Raw genomic sequence first — 17,344 nt, 5'->3', positions numbered from 1 at the left:
CTGTTACGGCGAGACAACGGCAGAGAAAGGCTGCGCGTTATCTTGCCGAGAATCTGCCGGTTACCGAGACCGGCCGACAACTGTCACTCGAACAAGTACCCACTGTGGGTCTCCGCTATTGATGAAAACGCGCGAAGCTTACGCCCCGATGATGGGAGAGTAAACCCGTGTAAGGAGGTGTGTCGGGGAATATGGGGGATGTTCAGGAAGGGTTCAGGATTGAGGATTTTTGGTGTTCCCAAGGGCCTCATCGCTAGCAGGCTAGCTCCCACAGGGGTTCTTCGGTGAACACAGATTTTGTGTCCGATGAAGATTCACTGTGGGAGCTAGCCTGCTAGCGATTGCGGTGTATCAGGCGCCGCTGATCTTAGCTGGCCGTCGCCAACAACAGATCCGCCATCGACCGATGCCCACGATGCTTGCCATGCTCATACAGGGAGCCGGCAATCTCGTCCGCACGAATCGGCAGCACCGACAGCAACGTATCGCTCAGACCATGGCTGGCCTGGCAGAAGCCCTGCATGTAGATGCCGGCCTTGCAGCGCTCGTCGGTGATCAGTTTGTAGTTGCGATCAACCTCGAAGTCGCCCAGGTATTCTTCCAGCGGCGCCAGCAGTTTGCGGTGCATCTGCCGCTCGTAACCGGTGGCCAGTACCACCGCATCGTAGTTGCGCACGCTGACTTCGCCGGTGGCGTTGTTGCGTACGGCCAGTTCGATACCGTTTTCGGTCGCGGTAGCGCTCTCAACGGTGGTCAGGGTGAGGAACGCGTGGCGGGCAACTCCGGAAACCTTCTGACGATAGAAGATGCCGTAGATGCGCTCGATCAGGTCGATGTCGACCACCGAATAGTTGGTGTTGTGGTACTCGTTGACCAGACGCTCACGCTCGGCGCTGTTCTGCTGAAACACCAGATCAGTGAACTCCGGCGAGAACACTTCGTTGACGAACGGGCTGTCGTCGGCAGGCTTCAAGGCCGAGCCGCGCAGGATCATGTCGACCTGCACCGACGGGAACGAATCGTTCAGATCGATGAACGCTTCTGCCGCGCTCTGCCCGCCACCGATGATCGCGATGCTCATCGGCTGATTGTTCACGCACGGCTGATTGGCCATTTGCGCCAGGTATTGCGAGTGGTGGAACACGCGGCTGTCGCCCTTCAGCGCTTTGAACGCCTCCGGAATACGCGGTGTGCCACCGGCGCTGACCACCACCGAACGGGTCGTGCGCACATGTTGCAGGCCCTGGCTGTCGCGGGAAATCACCCGCAGCGCCTCAACCTGGTGGTTGTGCAGCACCGGCTCGATGGTCAGCACTTCTTCGCCGTAACGGCTCTGCTCGGTGAACTGCCCGGCGACCCAGCGCAGGTAGTCGTTGTACTCCATGCGGCACGGGTAGAAGGTGCCGAGGTTGATAAAGTCGACCAGACGACCGTGATACTTGAGGTAATTGACGAACGAGTACGGGCTGGTCGGATTGCGCAGGGTCACCAGATCCTTGAGGAAGGAAATCTGCAATTCGCTCTGCGTCGACAAGGTGTTGCCGTGCCAGCTGTAGTTGGCCTGCTTGTCGAGGAACAGCACATCCAGCTCGCCCTGGGTCGGGCCGCGCTCTTGCAGAGCGATGGCCAGCGCCAGGTTCGAAGGGCCGAAACCGACGCCGATCAGGTCGTGAACGATGGGCGATGCAATTGCCTGTGTCATTTCCAGTGTCCTCTGGATGAACCCCTCAACAAGGGGCAAGGAGAGCCTAAGTGACCTGACCGGCCTTGAGCAGGACAGCAGGTCGTCTGTTGAGTAGGAACGAGGACAGTGAATTAAAATTTAACGACGATGGCTCAATGGGCATCCCATTGTTTGATGCGCAACCGGCAATGTTTCATCGCATTGACGATGTGCTTTTCCACCAGAGGCTTGGAAATGCCCAGCTGTTCAGCGATTTCCGGATGCGACAGACCTTCGATCTTGCGCAACAGAAAACTTTCCCGGCACAGCGGTTGCAGTTCCGCCAGGGCGCGCTGGAGCATGGCCAGGCGCTGCCCGTGATCAAGGGTGCCGAGAGGCGACGGGGTGAAATAGCGCTCTTCGTTGTCGAGCACTTCCAGCGGTTCGACCTGTCGCAGGGCGTTGCGCCGATGGTCGTCAATGACCAGATTCAACGCCGTGCGATAAAGAAAGGCCCGGGGTTGCTCGATCGGCGTGTCACTGGAGCGTTCCAGTACGCGCAGATAAGCGTCATGCACCACATCTTCGGCGACCTGACGGTTGCCGAGCTTGGCGTTCAGGAAACACACCAGCTCCCGATAGTAGTTTTCCAACATGACTCCCGACCGCAAAGGTGCGGTTACTATCCTTGAGCACAGCCATCCGCCAGGCACATTGGGCAGTAGCAAGATGGTGGCAATTGAGCTGCGTAATTTATAGTAATTCTCATATAGATTTAAAGTAGTGTTTGTCGTTGCCGGATAAATAGTGCTGCGCTATAGCTGTTACTTGGTGTTTCAGCGCTTAAATTCCCACGCACTTTCCTCGTTTACAGGACAGCTCCCCGTATCTGTCGCGCCCTGCGACGGCGTTCAATGCTGGTCGAATTCGTGTGCCAGCCGAACGACGGGCCGATTTCCACTGGCCGGAACCCTGCATGAAACGTCCCCGCCCCGCCCGACGCGCCCTGCTCGTAGTCCTTTGTCTGATCCCCGTTGTCGCTTACGCCGCATGGCAAATAATGCCGCCGGGCCGGGATAAATTCACCACCGTGCAAGTCACCCGTGGCGATATCGAAAGCAGCGTTACCGCGCTCGGCACGCTGCAACCGCGTCGCTACGTGGATGTCGGTGCGCAAGCTTCCGGACAGATCCAGAAAATCCATGTCGAGGTCGGCGAGGTGGTCAAGGAAGGCCAATTACTGGTGGAGATCGACCCGTCGACGCAAAGAGCCAAGCTCGACGCCGGGCGCTTTTCGATCGAAAACCTCAAGGCGCAATTGCAGGAACAACGTGCCCAGCATGAACTGGCGCAGCAGAAGTATCAGCGCCAGCAGAATCTGGCGGCCGGCGGCGCAACTCGCGAAGAAGACGTACAGACTGCACGCGCTGAATTGAAAGCCACCCAAGCGCGCATCGACATGTTCCAGGCGCAGATCCGTCAGGCCGAAGCCAGCCTGCGCAGCGATCAGGCCGAGCTCGGCTACACGCGGATCTATGCGCCAATGGCCGGCACCGTGGTCGCCCTCGATGCACGCGAAGGCCAAACCCTCAACGCCCAACAGCAGACGCCGCTGATCCTGCGCATCGCCAAGTTGTCGCCGATGACCGTTTGGGCCGAGGTTTCCGAGGCCGACATTGGCCACGTCAAACCCGGCATGACGGCTTACTTCACCACGCTCAGTGGCGGCAATCGGCGCTGGAGCAGCACGGTCCGGCAGATTCTGCCGGTACCGCCCAAGCCACTCGATCAAACCAGCCAGGGCGGCGGCAGCCCGGCCAGCACCAGCAAAAGCGGGAGTGCTCGTGTAGTGCTCTACACGGTTTTGCTTGATGTCGATAACGCCGATAACGCGTTGATGGCCGAGATGACCACCCAGGTGTTCTTTGTCGCCAACCAGGCCAAGGATGTCCTCACCGCTCCGGTGGCCGCCCTGCAAGGCAGCGCCTCCGCCAACCTGCAAACGGCCCAGGTGGTTGCTGCCAACGGCAAGATCCAGTCCCGCGAGGTACGCACCGGCATCAGCGATCGGCTCAAGGTGCAGATTCTCGAAGGTCTTGACGAAGGTGATCACCTGCTCATCGGCCCGGCTGACGGCAGTGGTGGCTGAATGCAAACGCCCCTAATCGACCTGCAGGACATCCGCAAATCCTACGGTGGCGGCGACGCGCCTGAAGTTCACGTACTGCGCGGCATCGACCTGTCGATCCACGCCGGCGAATTCGTGGCGATTGTCGGTGCCTCCGGTTCCGGCAAATCGACACTGATGAACATCCTCGGTTGCCTCGACCGACCGACGTCCGGTGAATACCGTTTCGCCGGGGAAAACGTCGCCGGCCTCGACAGCGACGAACTGGCGTGGCTGCGCCGCGAAGCCTTTGGCTTCGTGTTTCAGGGTTACCATCTGATTCCGTCCGGCTCGGCCCAGGAAAACGTCGAGATGCCGGCGATCTATGCCGGCACTCCCGCCGCCGAGCGCCATGCCCGCGCCGCCGCCCTGCTCGACCGTCTCGGCCTGGCTTCACGCACCGGCAACCGTCCGCACCAGCTCTCCGGCGGCCAGCAACAACGGGTGTCGATTGCCCGTGCCTTGATGAACGGCGGGCATATCATTCTCGCCGACGAACCGACAGGTGCCCTCGACAGCCACAGCGGCAAAGAGGTCATGGCGCTGCTTGACGAGCTGGCGAGCCAGGGCCACGTGGTGATCCTGATCACCCATGATCGCGAAGTGGCGGCGCGGGCCAAACGCATCATCGAAATTCGCGATGGCCTGATCATCAGCGACAGCGCCCGAGACGATCCGCAAGCCCAGACCAGCGCCAATCCCGGTGCCTTGCAGGCAGTCGATCTGCGCAAGCGCCTGGCCGAAGGTGCCGAAGCCACCGGCGCCTGGAAAGGCGAACTGGTGGATGCCTTGCACGCAGCGTGGCGGGTGATGTGGATCAACCGCTTCCGCACCGCGCTGACCCTGCTCGGCATCATCATCGGCGTCGCGTCGGTGGTGGTCATGCTCGCGGTTGGCGAAGGCAGCAAGCGTCAGGTCATGGCACAGATGGGTGCGTTCGGTTCGAACATCATTTACCTCGGTGGCGTTCCTCCGCACCCGCGCGCACCGCAGGGCATCATCACCCTCGACGACCTCGCGGTGCTCGCCACCCTGCCATTGATCAAGCAAATCATGCCCGTCAACGGCGCCGAAGCCGTGGTGCGTTTCGGCAATCTCGACCACAACAGCTACGTGGGCGGCAACGACACCAACTTCCCGAAGATTTTCAATTGGCCGGTGGTTGAAGGCAGCTACTTCACCGCTGCCGACGAAGCCAGTGGCGCGGCGGTCGCCGTCATCGGACACAAAGTCAGAAGCAAGCTGCTCAAGGATGTCGCCAACCCCATCGGGCAATACATTCTGATTGAAAACGTGCCCTTTCAAGTGGTCGGGGTTCTCGCGGAAAAGGGTTCCAGCTCCGGCGACTCCGACAGCGATGACCGCATCGCCATTCCCTACTCCGCCGCCAGCACCCGCCTGTTTGGCACGTACAACCCGGAATACGTCGCCATCGCCGCCGCCGATGCGCGCAAGGTCAAGGAAACCGAACAGGAAATCGAGCGCATGATGCTGCGCCTGCACAACGGCAAAAAGGATTTCGAACTGACCAACAACGCCGCCATGATCCAGGCCGAAGCGCGCACGCAAAATACCCTGTCGCTGATGCTCGGCTCGATTGCGGCGATTTCGCTGCTGGTCGGCGGTATCGGCGTGATGAACATCATGCTCATGACCGTGCGCGAACGTACCCGCGAGATCGGTATTCGCATGGCCACCGGCGCTCGCCAGAGCGACATTCTGCGCCAGTTTCTCACCGAAGCCGTGATGCTCTCGGTGGTCGGCGGGATCGCCGGGATTGCTTTGGCGTTGATCGTCGGTGGCGTGCTGATCCTCAGCGACGTCGCCGTCGCCTTCTCGTTGCTGGCAGTGCTCGGCGCTTTCGGCTGCGCCCTTTTCACCGGGGTTGTCTTCGGCTTCATGCCAGCCCGCAAAGCTGCCCGGCTCGACCCGGTCACGGCCCTTACCAGTGAATGATCGACCTATGAAACCGCGCCTCAGTTTGTTGACCGTGTGCCTGATTCTCAGTGCCTGCGCCAATCCCCTTCCGCGACCGGACAGTGGCTTGCACCCTCCTGCCGCGTGGCAGACACCCCATGCCGACAGCAGCGCCCGCAATAACCCGCAATGGTGGACACAGTTTGGCAGCCAGGAACTTGATCGCCTGATCGAACAGGCGCGCGCCGGCAGCTTCGACCTCGCCGCCGCCGTGGCCCGGGTACGTCAGGCACAGGCCGGCACCGTGATCGCCGGCGGCTCACAATTGCCTGAAGTACAGGCCACGCTCAATGCCAACCGGCAGAAACTGCTGCGCGGCAATGGTTACAGCCAACTGGACGCCGACAGCAGCAACAAGGCCGTGGATTACTTCGACGCCAGTTTGAACACCAGTTACGAAATCGACTTCTGGGGTGGCAAACAGGCGTCGCGCGACAGCGCGCAGTTCGCTTTGCAGGCCAGTGAGTTCGACCGTGCAACGGTGGAGCTGACCTTGTTCGGTAGTGTCGCCGACACCTACGCGCAAAGCTTGTCGCTTCGCGAGCAGAGCCGCATTGCCGAACTCAATCTGGCTAACGCGCAAAGCGTTTTGAAACTCGTGCAAACGCGCTTTGACTCAGGCTCGGCCACCGCCCTGGAACTGGCCCAGCAGAAAAGCCTGGTGGCGGCCCAGCAACGGCAATTGCCACTGGTGCAGCAACAAGCCCGGGACGCTACGATCAGCCTCGCTGCCCTGCTCGGCCGACCCGTTCAGGAACTTGCGCTGAATCGGGAATCGTTCGATCAACTGCAGTGGCCGGGAATCGCCGCTGGCGTGCCGAGTGATCTGCTTGATCGACGCCCGGACATCGCCCGCGCCGAAGCGCAACTGGCCGCTGCCGAAGCCGACGTCAAAGTCGCCCGCGCCGCCATGCTGCCCACTGTCAAGCTCAGTGCTGATTTCGGCTCGGGGTCCGACCAGTTCCGCGACATCCTGCGCAGCCCGTTCTACAACCTGACGGCCGGACTGATCGGGCCGGTCTTCAATAATGGTCGCCTCGGCGCTGAGCGTGACAAGGCCAGAGCCCGCCAGGAAGAACTGCTGCAGAACTATCGCGGTGCGATCATCAATGGCTTCGCCGATGTCGAAAAAGCCTTGAACAGCATTCGCGGTCTCGACGAGCAACGGCAATGGCAAAGCGAGGAACTGCGGCAGGCGCAAACCGCCTTCAACATTGCTCAGAGTCGCTATCAGGCCGGCGCCGAAGACTGGCTGACGGTACTGGAAACCCAACGCACGCTGTACGCTGCACAAGACTTGAATGTGCAGCTGAGGTTGTCGCGAATGCAGGCAAGCATTGCGTTGTACAAAGCGTTAGGCGGCGGGTGGCAGACGCTGTAATTTCTCTGCCAGTCAAACCCCATTCGCGAGCAAGCTCGCACCCACAGTGTTCAGGAGTGCTACCGCTCACTACGGGGCAGCACAAAAACCTGTGGGAGCGAGCCTGCTCGCCAAGAACGATGACGCGGCCTCAGGCCGGAGTCTGTTTGGGTTTCAGATGACGTGCATACCATGGGCGCTGCGGCACTTTGCGGAACAGCGACGACAACAATTTCTCGTCATCGCTGAAGGTGATGCGCAGCGCCAGCTTCATGGTTTCCGGATCCATCTCCACTGACTTGCCCGGTTGCAGGCCAGGCACTGTGCTGCAGCCGTGGGTGCTCGGCCCGAGCCACGGGTCGGCGACTTCCACCCAGCGGCCCGGCGCAAACCACGGCACGCCATTGACCTGCAAGCGACTGACTTCACCCGGGTGAAAGCGTTCGTGCGCGCGAAACCAGTCTTCCAGACGATCATCGATCCAGCCATGGAACGCCCAGAACACCGGGCTTACATGAGAAGAGAAAGGATCGCCGAGGAAATCGTTTTCAGCAGCGTACCAACGCGCGGAAAAATCGGCCGGATCACGCGCGAACGGTACCGGGTGCCCATTGGAGGGATCGCGTGGCACGGACGCCCAGCGCATGTGCAGCCAGTCGTGCAGCCCCAGCTCGACCTCCGAACCAAACTGCCCCAGGGTTAACCTGGCCAGGTAGCGCGGGTCACGGTAGCGCGATTCCCACACCAGGAAATTACTGTGATAAGTCTCGGCCGTCTTGATGTCGCTGACCCATTGCGAGTACTCGTCATCGTCCTCGGCCAGCCAGGTCGGCGGCAGTGAAGTGCCATCGTGGTTGTCGAAATAATCGGCAAAACCCTGGCGATCGCGGATCAGTTCCGGCTGCGGCAGCGGAAAATGCTGCCACGACGGCAGATCCTGCATCGAACGCGCCGTGCCCAGCATGTGCCGGTGCATGAAGAAAAAATCGATACCCGAGCCATTGCGGTCCTTGCGCGGGCCGCGGGCGTCGCGCTCCTTGTCACGCGGGCCGGGCTGCCAGCCGATACCGCGCAGGGCACCACGTTTTTCTTCGCTCAAGGTATGCCACTTGTCACGACTGGCGTGCCAGAGCTGATGGAACAAACGGTGCTCAGGAGAAATCAGCCAGGCCAGCAATGTCGGGTTCAACCCTGCGCGCTCACGCGCTTCGGGGAACACTCGTTTGACGGCGATAAAACGATTGTCCTGCGCCGGCAGCATCAACGGTCGATCGAGGTTGAGTACGCGACCACTGAGGCTGCCGCTGCCGGCGTTGCCGAAGCCGCCCCAGACTTCATCCAGCGCCATGCTGAATTCGTAGTCCGGTGCACCGTCGGCCGCCGACGTGCTGACCAGACGCCAACTCAACTGCGAGGCTTTGACATCGGCGAGGTCCGCGAGGATTCGATAGCGCGGCGCCTGAGACGAACGCAGGCGCTCGGCCGTGTCGAGAAAACCGATGACGCCACGCCCTTTCTGGGCAACATCGAGAAACACTTCCAGACCGTCTATGGGCAAACCAGAGATACCGGCGTCATGACCCTCGAAACGGATCTGCCAGACACCACGCAGCGCATCCGCCAGGCGTTGCCCGGCGACATCCGCGACGTCGAATGACGCCTCACCCGGGGTGATCGCCGGATCCGGCTTCGTCCATTCACGATGCCCAAAATACGCTGCAGGCACAGCGGCGCCGGTCAGTGCCAGGCCCGCCATGAACCATCGTCGAGAAATCGTCATTGCCCTACCTGTGTCAGCCATGAAGCAGGCTTTATCCAAGCTAGAACGTTTGTTGCAGAGGTAAATTTATGGCGTCCTCAAAAGATCGCGGACTTGAGCCGTTCCTGCATCGGACGGCGTTCTTTTCAGCCAGACCTAAATTACCCGGCTGCCCAGTCGTTCCACCCAGATAGCGAAGGCCCTTGTGCCTGCACCTCGACGGCGAACCTGACTGAGATGGCAATGACAAAACCACGTTCGAAAAAGGCTCTTTACATCGGCCTGCCGCTGGCCCTGGCGATCAGTACCGCCGCAGGTTTTGCGGTCTGGGAGCACTGGTTCAAGGACAATCCCGGCTACCCTGTCAAAGTCATGCAACAAGCCGACGAGTTGCAGGATCGCATCATTTCCTTCGATAGCCACATCACCGTGCCGCTGGATTTCGGCACCGCCGGCAACGAAGCCGACAAGGATGGCAGCGGCCAGTTCGACCTGGTGAAAACCGCCCGCGGGCGCTTGTCCGGTGCTGCCCTGACAATCTTCGGCTGGCCGGAAATCTGGAACGGCGCCAACGCCCCACACCGTCCGACCGCCGGGTTTATCGAAGAGGCACGCTTCGAGCAGGAAACCCGCTACAAGATCATCAGCACCCTGGTGCGCGACTTCCCCAACCAGGTCGCCATCGCCTACACCCCGGATGATTTCCGCCGCCTGCATGGCGAAGGCAAGTTTGCGATTTTCATGAGCATGCTCAATGCCTATCCACTGGGTAACGATCTCAACGCCCTGGACAAGTGGGCCGCACGCGGCATGCGCATGTTCGGTTTCAGTTACGTGGGCAACAACGCCTGGGCCGACTCTTCGCGGCCCCTGCCGTTTTTTAATGACACCCGCGATGCGCTCGGCGGTCTGTCGGACATTGGCAAACAGGCCGTGCATCGTCTTAACGATCTGGGCGTGATCATCGACGTCTCGCAGATGTCGACCAAGGCACTGGAACAGGTCGCGCAACTGAGTCGCGCACCGATCGTGGCGTCCCATTCGGCACCGCGTGCGCTGGTGGATATCCCGCGCAATATCAGCGATCAGGAAATGCAGCTGATCAAGAACAGCGGCGGCGTTGTGCAGATCGTCGGTTTTCCGACTTACTTGCGCCCATTGAGCCAGCCGACCCAGGACAAGCTCAACGCCTTGCGTGCCAGGTTTGATCTGCAGCCACTGCAGGGCCTGGAGATGGCGCTGATGCCTGGCGACCCGATCATCACCGTGTGGCCGGAACAACGCTTTGGCGAGTACGCCGGCCAGCTCTATTCAATCGTCGACGAAGAACCCAAAGCCAATCTCAAGGACTTCGGCAACGCCATTGATTACGCCGTGAAGAAAATCGGCATCGACCATGTCGGCATCAGTTCCGACTTCAACGATGGCGGCGGCCTGGACGGCTGGAAGGACGTCAGCGAAGCGCGCAACGTAACCGCCGAGTTGATCTCGCGTGGCTACAGCGAGGCCGACATCGCCAAATTGTGGGGCGGCAACTTCTTGAGGGTCTGGGAGCAGGTGCAGAAATCCTCCAAACCTATCGTCAACCGCTGACACCTCTTCGAACAAGTGATCCGACTTCATGACCAACCGTCGTTCTTTCCTCAAACAGGCCGGCATCCTTGCCGCCGGCCTGCCCTTGGGCGCTGCCGTCAACCTGCCGGCACGCGCCGCCGATGCGCAACCGGCCGCCGGGAACAAATGGGCACAACTGCGCCAGCTGTTCGATCAGGACCCGGACTACCTGCACTTTGCCAACTTCCTCGTGACCTCACATCCGCGTCCGGTGCGCGAAGCCATCGAGCGTTACCGCGCGACCCTCGACCGCAATCCCGGGCGTGCGATGGATTGGGATCTGGGCGAAACCGAAAAACGCGAGCAAGCCGTGCGCGAATGGGCCGGTCGCTACCTCAAGGCCAAGCCTGAGCAGATCGCCCTCACCGGCAGCACCACCGAAGGTCTGGCGCTGATCTACGGCGGCATTCATGTGCGCGCCGATCAGGAAATCCTCACCACCGAACACGAGCACTACGCGACCCATTACAGCTTGGCTTATCGCCAACAGAAAGATGGCGTAAAGGTGCGCAAACTGAAGCTGTTCGACAGCAGCGCCAAGGTGTCCGTCGACGAAGTGCTGAGCAATATCGACAAAGGCATTCGCCCCGAAACCCGTGTGCTGGGCATGACCTGGGTGCAATCGGGCAGCGGCGTGAAACTGCCGATCGGCGAGATCGGCAAACTGGTGGAGCAGCACAATCGCCAGCGCGAGGAAAAGGATCGCATCCTCTACGTCGTCGACGGCGTGCACGGCTTCGGTGTCGATGACCTCGACTTCCCCGACATGCATTGCGACTTCTTTATCGCCGGCACCCACAAGTGGATGTTCGGCCCCCGCGGTACCGGGATCATTTGCGCACGTTCCAGCGAACCCAAGGACGTCACTCCGACCATCCCGACATTCTCCGAAGCCACCACGTTCTCGACCATCATGACCTCCGGCGGTTATCACAGTTTCGAACACCGTTGGGCGCTGGACGAAGCGTTCAAGCTGCATTTGACGCTGGGCAAGCGCGAGGTGCAAACGCGCATTCACGAACTCAACACCTACGCCAAAAACCGCTTGCTGGAACACCGCTCGATTGAACTGGTGACACCGCGCAGCGCCGATCTGTCTGCCGGTTTCACCTTCTTCCGGATCAAGGATCGCGATTGCGATCAGGTCGCCGCCCGACTCATGCAGAACCGCGTGGTATGCGACGCAGTGGAGCGCGACGTCGGCCCGGTGATCCGCATCGCACCCGGCCTGCTGAACAGCGAAAACGACATCGAGCGTTTCATGGCCGTGCTCAACAAGCAGCTGTGACGCCTTGCTTTCCTTTAAACGAGATGACTCATGAAACGTGATCTGTTGACCCCGGCCCTCGGCGCCAGAACGCTCAAGGCACTGGCTCTCGCTACCCTCATGACCGGTCTGCTGCCGAGCGCCGCACAGGCCGCGACACCACCGGCCGCGGGCAAAGTATTCAAGGACTGCAAAGACTGCCCGGAAATGGTCGTGTTGCCGGCCGGCACCTTCACCATGGGCACGCCGGAAGATGAAGTTGGCCGTGAACCTGACGAAGGCCCGATGCATGAAGTGACCTTCGCCAAACCCTTCGCCATGAGCCGCTTTCAGATCACTGCAGGTGAATGGGACAGTTACATTCGCGAGAGCGGCGCGGTGATCGCCAACGGTGACACGCGCCCCGGTCGCGAGTGCGTCGCGAGCAAACCGCGCTATCCGCAAACCCCGCGTCAGCCGGCCGTGTGCATGGACTTCCAGGACATCAAGAACTACGTCGCCTGGTTATCGAAAAAAACCGGGCAGAAGTACAGCATGCTCAGCGAAGCCCAGCGTGAATACGGTGCCCGTGCAGGTTCCAAAGGACCGTTCCCCTTCCCGTTCGACGAAGGCAAGGGCTACAGCATCGCCAGGCACGCTAACACCTACGGCCCGGCGGACGGCTACAGTTTCAGCTCGCCGGTGGGCAGCTATCCGGCCAACGCCTTTGGCCTGTACGACATGCACGGCAATGTCTATGAGTGGGTTGAAGACTGCTACCACCCGGACTACAAAGGTGCGCCAACCGACGGCAGCGCGTGGCTTGAACCCAACTGCGACACCCTGCGCATTCGCGGCAATGACTGGGGTGAAGCGCCGGTATTCTCGCGTTCGGGCAACCGCAACGACATCGATCCGAAGACCCGCGGCGACTGGATCGGCTTCCGTGTCGTGCGCGAGTTGTAATCCGCAGTAACGCTTCTCCTCTCTCCCCGGTCGCCGCCAGTCGGCGACCTTCTAAATTAAGCACCGGATCAGACGTTCTACAGGGTATCTGCCTTTACGACCCAAGGAACTGTCCTGTCATGACCCAGCCTACGCGCGGTGCAATTCATGAATTGTTCACCCTACTCAAACCTTTTCGGCTCGTCGTCGCACTGTCGGTCATTCTGGGTATGGTCGGTGGCCTGAGTGTCACGGTCCTGCTGGCCACCATCAATAACGCGCTGCACTCCGAATCCGGTCTGACCCAAGGCGTGGTCGCGCTGTTCGGTGGCCTGTGCGTGCTGGCGCTGCTCAGCTCGATCTGCTCGGACATCGGCACCAATTATGTCGGCCAGCACATCATCGCCACTCTGCGTAAACAGCTGGGCGAAAAAGTGCTGTCGGCACCGATCGAACAGATTGAGCGCTATCGCAGCCATCGCCTGATTCCGGTGCTGACCCACGACGTCGACACTATCAGCGACTTCGCCTTCGCCTTCGCACCACTGGCCATCTCGCTGACCGTGACCCTCGGCTGTATGGGGTACCTGGCGATGCTGTCGTGGCCGATGTTTCTGATCATGGTGGTGGCGATCCTGATCGGCACCGGCATTCAGTATTTCGCCCAAGGGCGCGGGATCAAAGGTTTCTTCGCCGCCCGTGACGCTGAAGACGAACTGCAAAAGCACTACAACGCGATTGCCGAAGGTGCCAAGGAACTGCGCATTCACCGCCCGCGCCGCCAGCGCATGTTCAACAACGGCATCAAGGGCACGGCCGATTTCATCTGCAAGACCCAGATCAAATCGATCAACACGTTCGTGATTGCCAAGAGTTTCGGCTCGATGTTGTTCTTTGTGGTCATCGGTCTGGCGCTGGCCCTGCAATCGTTCTGGCCCAGCGCTGACAAAACCGTGATGAGCGGCTTCGTCCTGGTGCTGCTGTACATGAAAGGGCCGCTGGAACATCTGGTCGGCACCTTGCCGGTGGTCAGCCGCGCACAGATCGCCTTCCGCCGCATCGCTGAACTGTCGGCGCAGTTTTCCTCACCCGAGCCACATCTGTTGCTCAGCGATCAGGGCAAAAAAGCCGAGCCGGTGCAGAGCCTGGAACTCAACGATGTGCGCTACGCCTTCCCGGCCGTAGGCGAGGCCAATCCGTTCACGCTGGGGCCGGTGAACCTGAAGATCGAACAGGGCGACATCGTGTTCATCGTCGGCGAAAACGGCTGCGGCAAAACCACCCTGATCAAATTGCTGCTGGGCCTGTATCCGCCACAGCAAGGGGAAATTCGCCTAAATGGCGAATGCGTGACCGCCCTCACCCGCGACGATTACCGCCAGTTATTCACTACCGTCTTTGCCGACTACTACCTGTTCGATGACGTGGTGCAAGGCGATACGCACATTCCCGACGACGCCAACAAATACCTGCAACGCCTGGAAATCGCCCACAAGGTCAGCGTGCAGGACGGCAGCTTCACCACCACCGACCTGTCCACCGGTCAGCGCAAGCGTCTGGCGCTGGTCAATGCCTGGCTGGAGGAGCGTCCGGTGCTGGTGTTCGACGAATGGGCCGCGGATCAGGACCCGACCTTCCGGCGGATCTTCTACACCGAGCTGCTGCCCGACCTCAAACGTCTGGGCAAGACCATCATCGTGATCTCCCACGATGACCGGTATTTCGATGTCGCCGACCAGTTGGTGCGCATGGATGCCGGCAAGGTCAAAACCGCGCTCAACCCGGCCTGACACGCCGATCGCTCAGGGATGAGCTGATCTCGCCTTCACGCGATAGCAGAATTTTTCGCGGTTGGCGGGATTTTTTCCGGTTTTTACGTAGTGTTGCGTCTAATTATCATTAACTAATAAAACTGCACTCGCACTTCAGGAGCATCCCGAGCAAATGCAAGCCTTAAAGTTGTCCCGCCCCCCTCTGGCTGAAGCCATTTCCCGCCGCAACCCGCGCGGCGCCGTGCTGTCTGGTGCCCTGCTGACGCTGATGCTGTTGGGCAGCGCCCAGGCTCAAGCGACGCCGGTCGACGTCAACGTCCCTGCGCAACCCCTGTCCAGTGCACTGCAACAGCTTGGGCAACAGGCCAACCTGCAGATTCTCTACAGCCCGGAAACCCTGGCTGGCCTGAACTCGAGTGCGGTCTCCGGTCACCTGGAACCGGAACAGGCGCTGAACAACTTGCTGCTGGGGAGCGGCATGACTTATCAACTGACCGGCAACACCGTTTCGCTGGTGCCGACCACCGGTACCGGTGCGGGAAACGCACTGGAACTGGGCGCTGTATCAATTTCCGGCAAGGCACCGGGGTCGACGACTGAAGGCACCGGGCTGTACACCACCTACTCGTCCAGTAGTTCGACGCGCCTGAATCTGACACCCAAGGAAACTCCGCAGTCGCTGACCGTCATGACCCGTCAGCGCCTCGACGACCAGCGCCTGACCAACCTCAGCGACACCCTCGACGCCACACCGGGCATCATCGTGCTGCGTGACGGCCAGGGCGCAGAGTCCGACGGTTACTTCTCCCGCGGTTTCGAGATCCAGAACTTCGAAATCGACGGCGTGCCGACCGTCAAGCGCATGGACAACTACACCCAGAGCATGGCGATGTATGACCGTGTGGAAGTGGTGCGTGGCGCCACCGGCCTGATCAGCGGCCTGGGCAGCCCTTCGGCGACCATCAACCTGATCCGCAAGCGTCCGACCGCCGAAGCCCAGGCCAGCGTCACCGCTGAAGCCGGCAACTGGGATCGTTACGGCACCGGCTTCGACGTCTCCGGGCCGTTGACCGAAACCGGCAACATCCGTGGCCGTCTGGTGGGCGACTTCAAGACCGAACAGTCCTGGATCGACCGCTACAAGCAAGATTCCCAGCTGATGTATGGCATCACCGAATTCGACCTCAGCGAAGACACCCTGCTGACCATGGGCTTCAGCTACCAGCGCACCGACGTCGACTCGCCAATGCGTTCAGGCCTGCCGACCCGTTTCACCGACGGCTCGCGCGCCAACCTCAAGCGTTCGCTGAACTCGGCGCAGACCTGGTCTTACAACGACCACGAACAAACCAGCTTCTTCACCTCGATCGAACAACAGTTCGGCAATGGCTGGAGCGGCAAGGTTGAATTCACTCACTCCGAGAACAAGTTCGACGAAGTCTTCAACTACGTCAACGGCGGCCTGAACCCGGACGGTAGCGGCACCACCCAACTGCCGGTGCGTTTCTCCGGTACCCCGCGCCAGAACAACATCGACGCCTACCTGACCGGCCCGTTCGGCCTGCTGGGTCGCGAGCACGAGTTGATCGCCGGTGTGACCCTGTCCCAATACAACGAAAACGTGCCGAGCTACGGCAGCTGGAAGTACGACTACAACAGCTCCCCTGCCGGCGCCATCGACAACCTGCTGAACTGGAACGGCGACTCGGTCAAACCCGAATTCAACGTCACCGGCAAATCCACCGTCGACGAAACGCAATACGCCGCTTACCTGGCCACCCGCCTGCGCGCCACCGATGACCTGAGCATTCTGCTCGGCAGCCGCGTGGTCGACTGGCATCGCGACATCGAAGACAAACCGTACGACGGTGCAGAAACCAAGACCAAGGAATCGGAAACCGGCGTCTACATCCCGTACGCGGGTGTGGTCTATGACGTCAACGACAACTGGTCGCTGTATGCCAGCTACACCAAGATTTTCAACCCGCAATCGTCGTGGGTTCGCGACATCAACAAAAAACCTCTGGACCCGATGGAAGGCACCGGCTACGAAATCGGCGTCAAGGGCAGCCACTTCGATGGCAAGCTGAACTCCAGCTTCGCGCTGTTCAAGATCGAGCAGGACAACCTGGCGATCTGGATCGACACCCCCGGCGGCAACACCTACAAATCCGAACAAGGCACCACCACCAAGGGTGCTGAATTCACCCTCGACGGCGAACTGGCCGAAGGCTGGCAAGCGTCTGCCGGCTACGCCTATGCGGTCAGCACCGATGCCGATGACCAGCGCATCGTCACCACCCTGCCCCGTCACAGCCTCAAGACCTTCACCAGCTATCGCCTGCCGGGCATTCTGGACAAAGTCACCGTTGGCGGTGGCGTGAACTGGCAGAGCAAGACCGGTGCCGACCTGCATACCTTCCAGCAAGGCAGCTACGCCGTCACCAACCTGCTGGCACGCTACGACATCAGCAAAAACCTCAGCGCTTCGGTCAACCTGAACAACGTATTCGACCGCGAATACTTCAGCTACGCCGGCGACCACGGCATGTACGGCGCACCGCGCAACATCATGACCGGCTTCAAGTACACGTTCTGATTTAACCGCAGCAACACAAAAAGCGCCCCGGCCAAACCGGGGCGCTTTTTTTATGGGTAAAGGTTTACCGGCAATACACAGCATGCGGTTTGAAAGGTATTTCCTTTCGTTGCATAGGAAACGTCCGATTACATAAAAGAAGCATCCGCTAAAACCCTCTTTTCGCCGAAAACTCCCGCCTTATCTCCTGTCAGCGCCTACAGGCGACTCGGATATTTCCCTGAGCACTTCGTTGTAACTTT

Annotated in this window: 11 protein-coding genes; 8 read left to right on the top strand and 3 right to left on the bottom strand. The window is 60.3% G+C overall.

All coding sequences use genetic code 11. The annotated features are described in order from the left end of the window. Positions 1-367: 367 nt before the first annotated feature. Positions 368-1,702 (bottom strand): lysine N(6)-hydroxylase/L-ornithine N(5)-oxygenase family protein, encoded by a 1,335-nt coding sequence (locus tag BK670_RS03430; RefSeq protein ID WP_123448614.1) that lies wholly within the window; start codon positions 1,700-1,702, stop codon positions 368-370. A 134-nt stretch (positions 1,703-1,836) separates the two neighbouring features. Continuing rightward, positions 1,837-2,319: a sigma-70 family RNA polymerase sigma factor gene (locus BK670_RS03425; protein ID WP_123448613.1), complete on the bottom strand. Its 483-nt coding sequence runs from the start codon at positions 2,317-2,319 to the stop codon at positions 1,837-1,839. A gap of 320 nt (positions 2,320-2,639) precedes the next feature. Between BK670_RS03425 and BK670_RS03420 the strand changes: the two genes are divergently transcribed. The 3 genes from BK670_RS03420 to BK670_RS03410 are packed head-to-tail and all read left to right on the top strand — an operon-like array spanning position 2,640 to position 7,188. After that, on the top strand, positions 2,640-3,812 hold the full coding sequence (locus BK670_RS03420) for an efflux RND transporter periplasmic adaptor subunit (RefSeq protein WP_123448612.1): 1,173 nt from the start codon (positions 2,640-2,642) through the stop codon (positions 3,810-3,812). After that, a complete protein-coding gene (locus tag BK670_RS03415; protein ID WP_123448611.1) occupies positions 3,813-5,786 on the top strand; it encodes a MacB family efflux pump subunit in 1,974 nt (657 codons plus the stop codon). A gap of 7 nt (positions 5,787-5,793) precedes the next feature. Next, on the top strand, positions 5,794-7,188 hold the full coding sequence (locus BK670_RS03410; RefSeq protein ID WP_123448610.1) for an efflux transporter outer membrane subunit: 1,395 nt from the start codon (positions 5,794-5,796) through the stop codon (positions 7,186-7,188). 130 nt (positions 7,189-7,318) lie between these two features. Here BK670_RS03410 and pvdP read toward each other — a convergent pair whose 3' ends face one another. After that, positions 7,319-8,947 (bottom strand): pyoverdine maturation tyrosinase PvdP, encoded by a 1,629-nt coding sequence (gene pvdP / locus BK670_RS03405; protein WP_123448609.1) that lies wholly within the window; start codon positions 8,945-8,947, stop codon positions 7,319-7,321. 222 nt (positions 8,948-9,169) lie between these two features. Here pvdP and pvdM point away from each other — a divergent pair, with 222 nt between their 5' ends. The 5 genes from pvdM (at position 9,170) to BK670_RS03380 (ending at position 17,102) form a co-directional block, all read left to right on the top strand. Next, the gene (pvdM, locus tag BK670_RS03400) at positions 9,170-10,519 is read left to right on the top strand and encodes a pyoverdine-tailoring dipeptidase-like protein PvdM (protein WP_123448608.1); all 1,350 of its coding nucleotides are present in this window, start codon (positions 9,170-9,172) and stop codon (positions 10,517-10,519) included. Positions 10,520-10,547: 28 nt separating this feature from the next. After that, positions 10,548-11,828, top strand: coding sequence for a pyoverdine-tailoring periplasmic protein PvdN (gene pvdN / locus BK670_RS03395; protein ID WP_123448607.1), 1,281 nt, complete (start codon positions 10,548-10,550; stop codon positions 11,826-11,828). A gap of 30 nt (positions 11,829-11,858) precedes the next feature. Then, positions 11,859-12,752 (top strand): dihydropyoverdine dehydrogenase, encoded by an 894-nt coding sequence (gene pvdO, locus BK670_RS03390; protein ID WP_123448606.1) that lies wholly within the window; start codon positions 11,859-11,861, stop codon positions 12,750-12,752. Between the two features lie 119 nt (positions 12,753-12,871). After that, entirely contained in the window at positions 12,872-14,521 is a 1,650-nt protein-coding gene (locus tag BK670_RS03385) for a cyclic peptide export ABC transporter (RefSeq protein WP_123448605.1), read from the top strand. Positions 14,522-14,675: 154 nt separating this feature from the next. Then, positions 14,676-17,102 carry a TonB-dependent siderophore receptor gene (locus tag BK670_RS03380; protein WP_123448604.1) on the top strand — a complete coding sequence of 809 codons (2,427 nt, stop codon included), beginning with the start codon at positions 14,676-14,678 and terminating at the stop codon, positions 17,100-17,102. The last annotated feature ends 242 nt before the right edge of the window (positions 17,103-17,344 follow it).

Source organism: Pseudomonas fluorescens (assembly GCF_003732425.1).
Classification (GTDB): domain Bacteria; phylum Pseudomonadota; class Gammaproteobacteria; order Pseudomonadales; family Pseudomonadaceae; genus Aquipseudomonas; species Aquipseudomonas fluorescens_BE.
The sequence above is the reverse complement of the archived record's forward strand: the minus strand, read 5'-3'. Positions and strand labels throughout refer to the sequence as shown.

Coding starts and splice junctions, on each gene's coding strand:
- pvdP (WP_123448609.1), bottom strand. CDS start 8,947: ATGACGATTTCTCGACGATGGTTCATGGCGGGCCTGGCACTGACCGGC.
- BK670_RS03425 (WP_123448613.1), bottom strand. CDS start 2,319: ATGTTGGAAAACTACTATCGGGAGCTGGTGTGTTTCCTGAACGCCAAG.
- BK670_RS03380 (WP_123448604.1), top strand. CDS start 14,676: ATGCAAGCCTTAAAGTTGTCCCGCCCCCCTCTGGCTGAAGCCATTTCC.
- BK670_RS03420 (WP_123448612.1), top strand. CDS start 2,640: ATGAAACGTCCCCGCCCCGCCCGACGCGCCCTGCTCGTAGTCCTTTGT.
- BK670_RS03385 (WP_123448605.1), top strand. CDS start 12,872: ATGACCCAGCCTACGCGCGGTGCAATTCATGAATTGTTCACCCTACTC.
- BK670_RS03430 (WP_123448614.1), bottom strand. CDS start 1,702: ATGACACAGGCAATTGCATCGCCCATCGTTCACGACCTGATCGGCGTC.
- pvdM (WP_123448608.1), top strand. CDS start 9,170: ATGACAAAACCACGTTCGAAAAAGGCTCTTTACATCGGCCTGCCGCTG.
- BK670_RS03410 (WP_123448610.1), top strand. CDS start 5,794: ATGAAACCGCGCCTCAGTTTGTTGACCGTGTGCCTGATTCTCAGTGCC.
- BK670_RS03415 (WP_123448611.1), top strand. CDS start 3,813: ATGCAAACGCCCCTAATCGACCTGCAGGACATCCGCAAATCCTACGGT.
- pvdO (WP_123448606.1), top strand. CDS start 11,859: ATGAAACGTGATCTGTTGACCCCGGCCCTCGGCGCCAGAACGCTCAAG.
- pvdN (WP_123448607.1), top strand. CDS start 10,548: ATGACCAACCGTCGTTCTTTCCTCAAACAGGCCGGCATCCTTGCCGCC.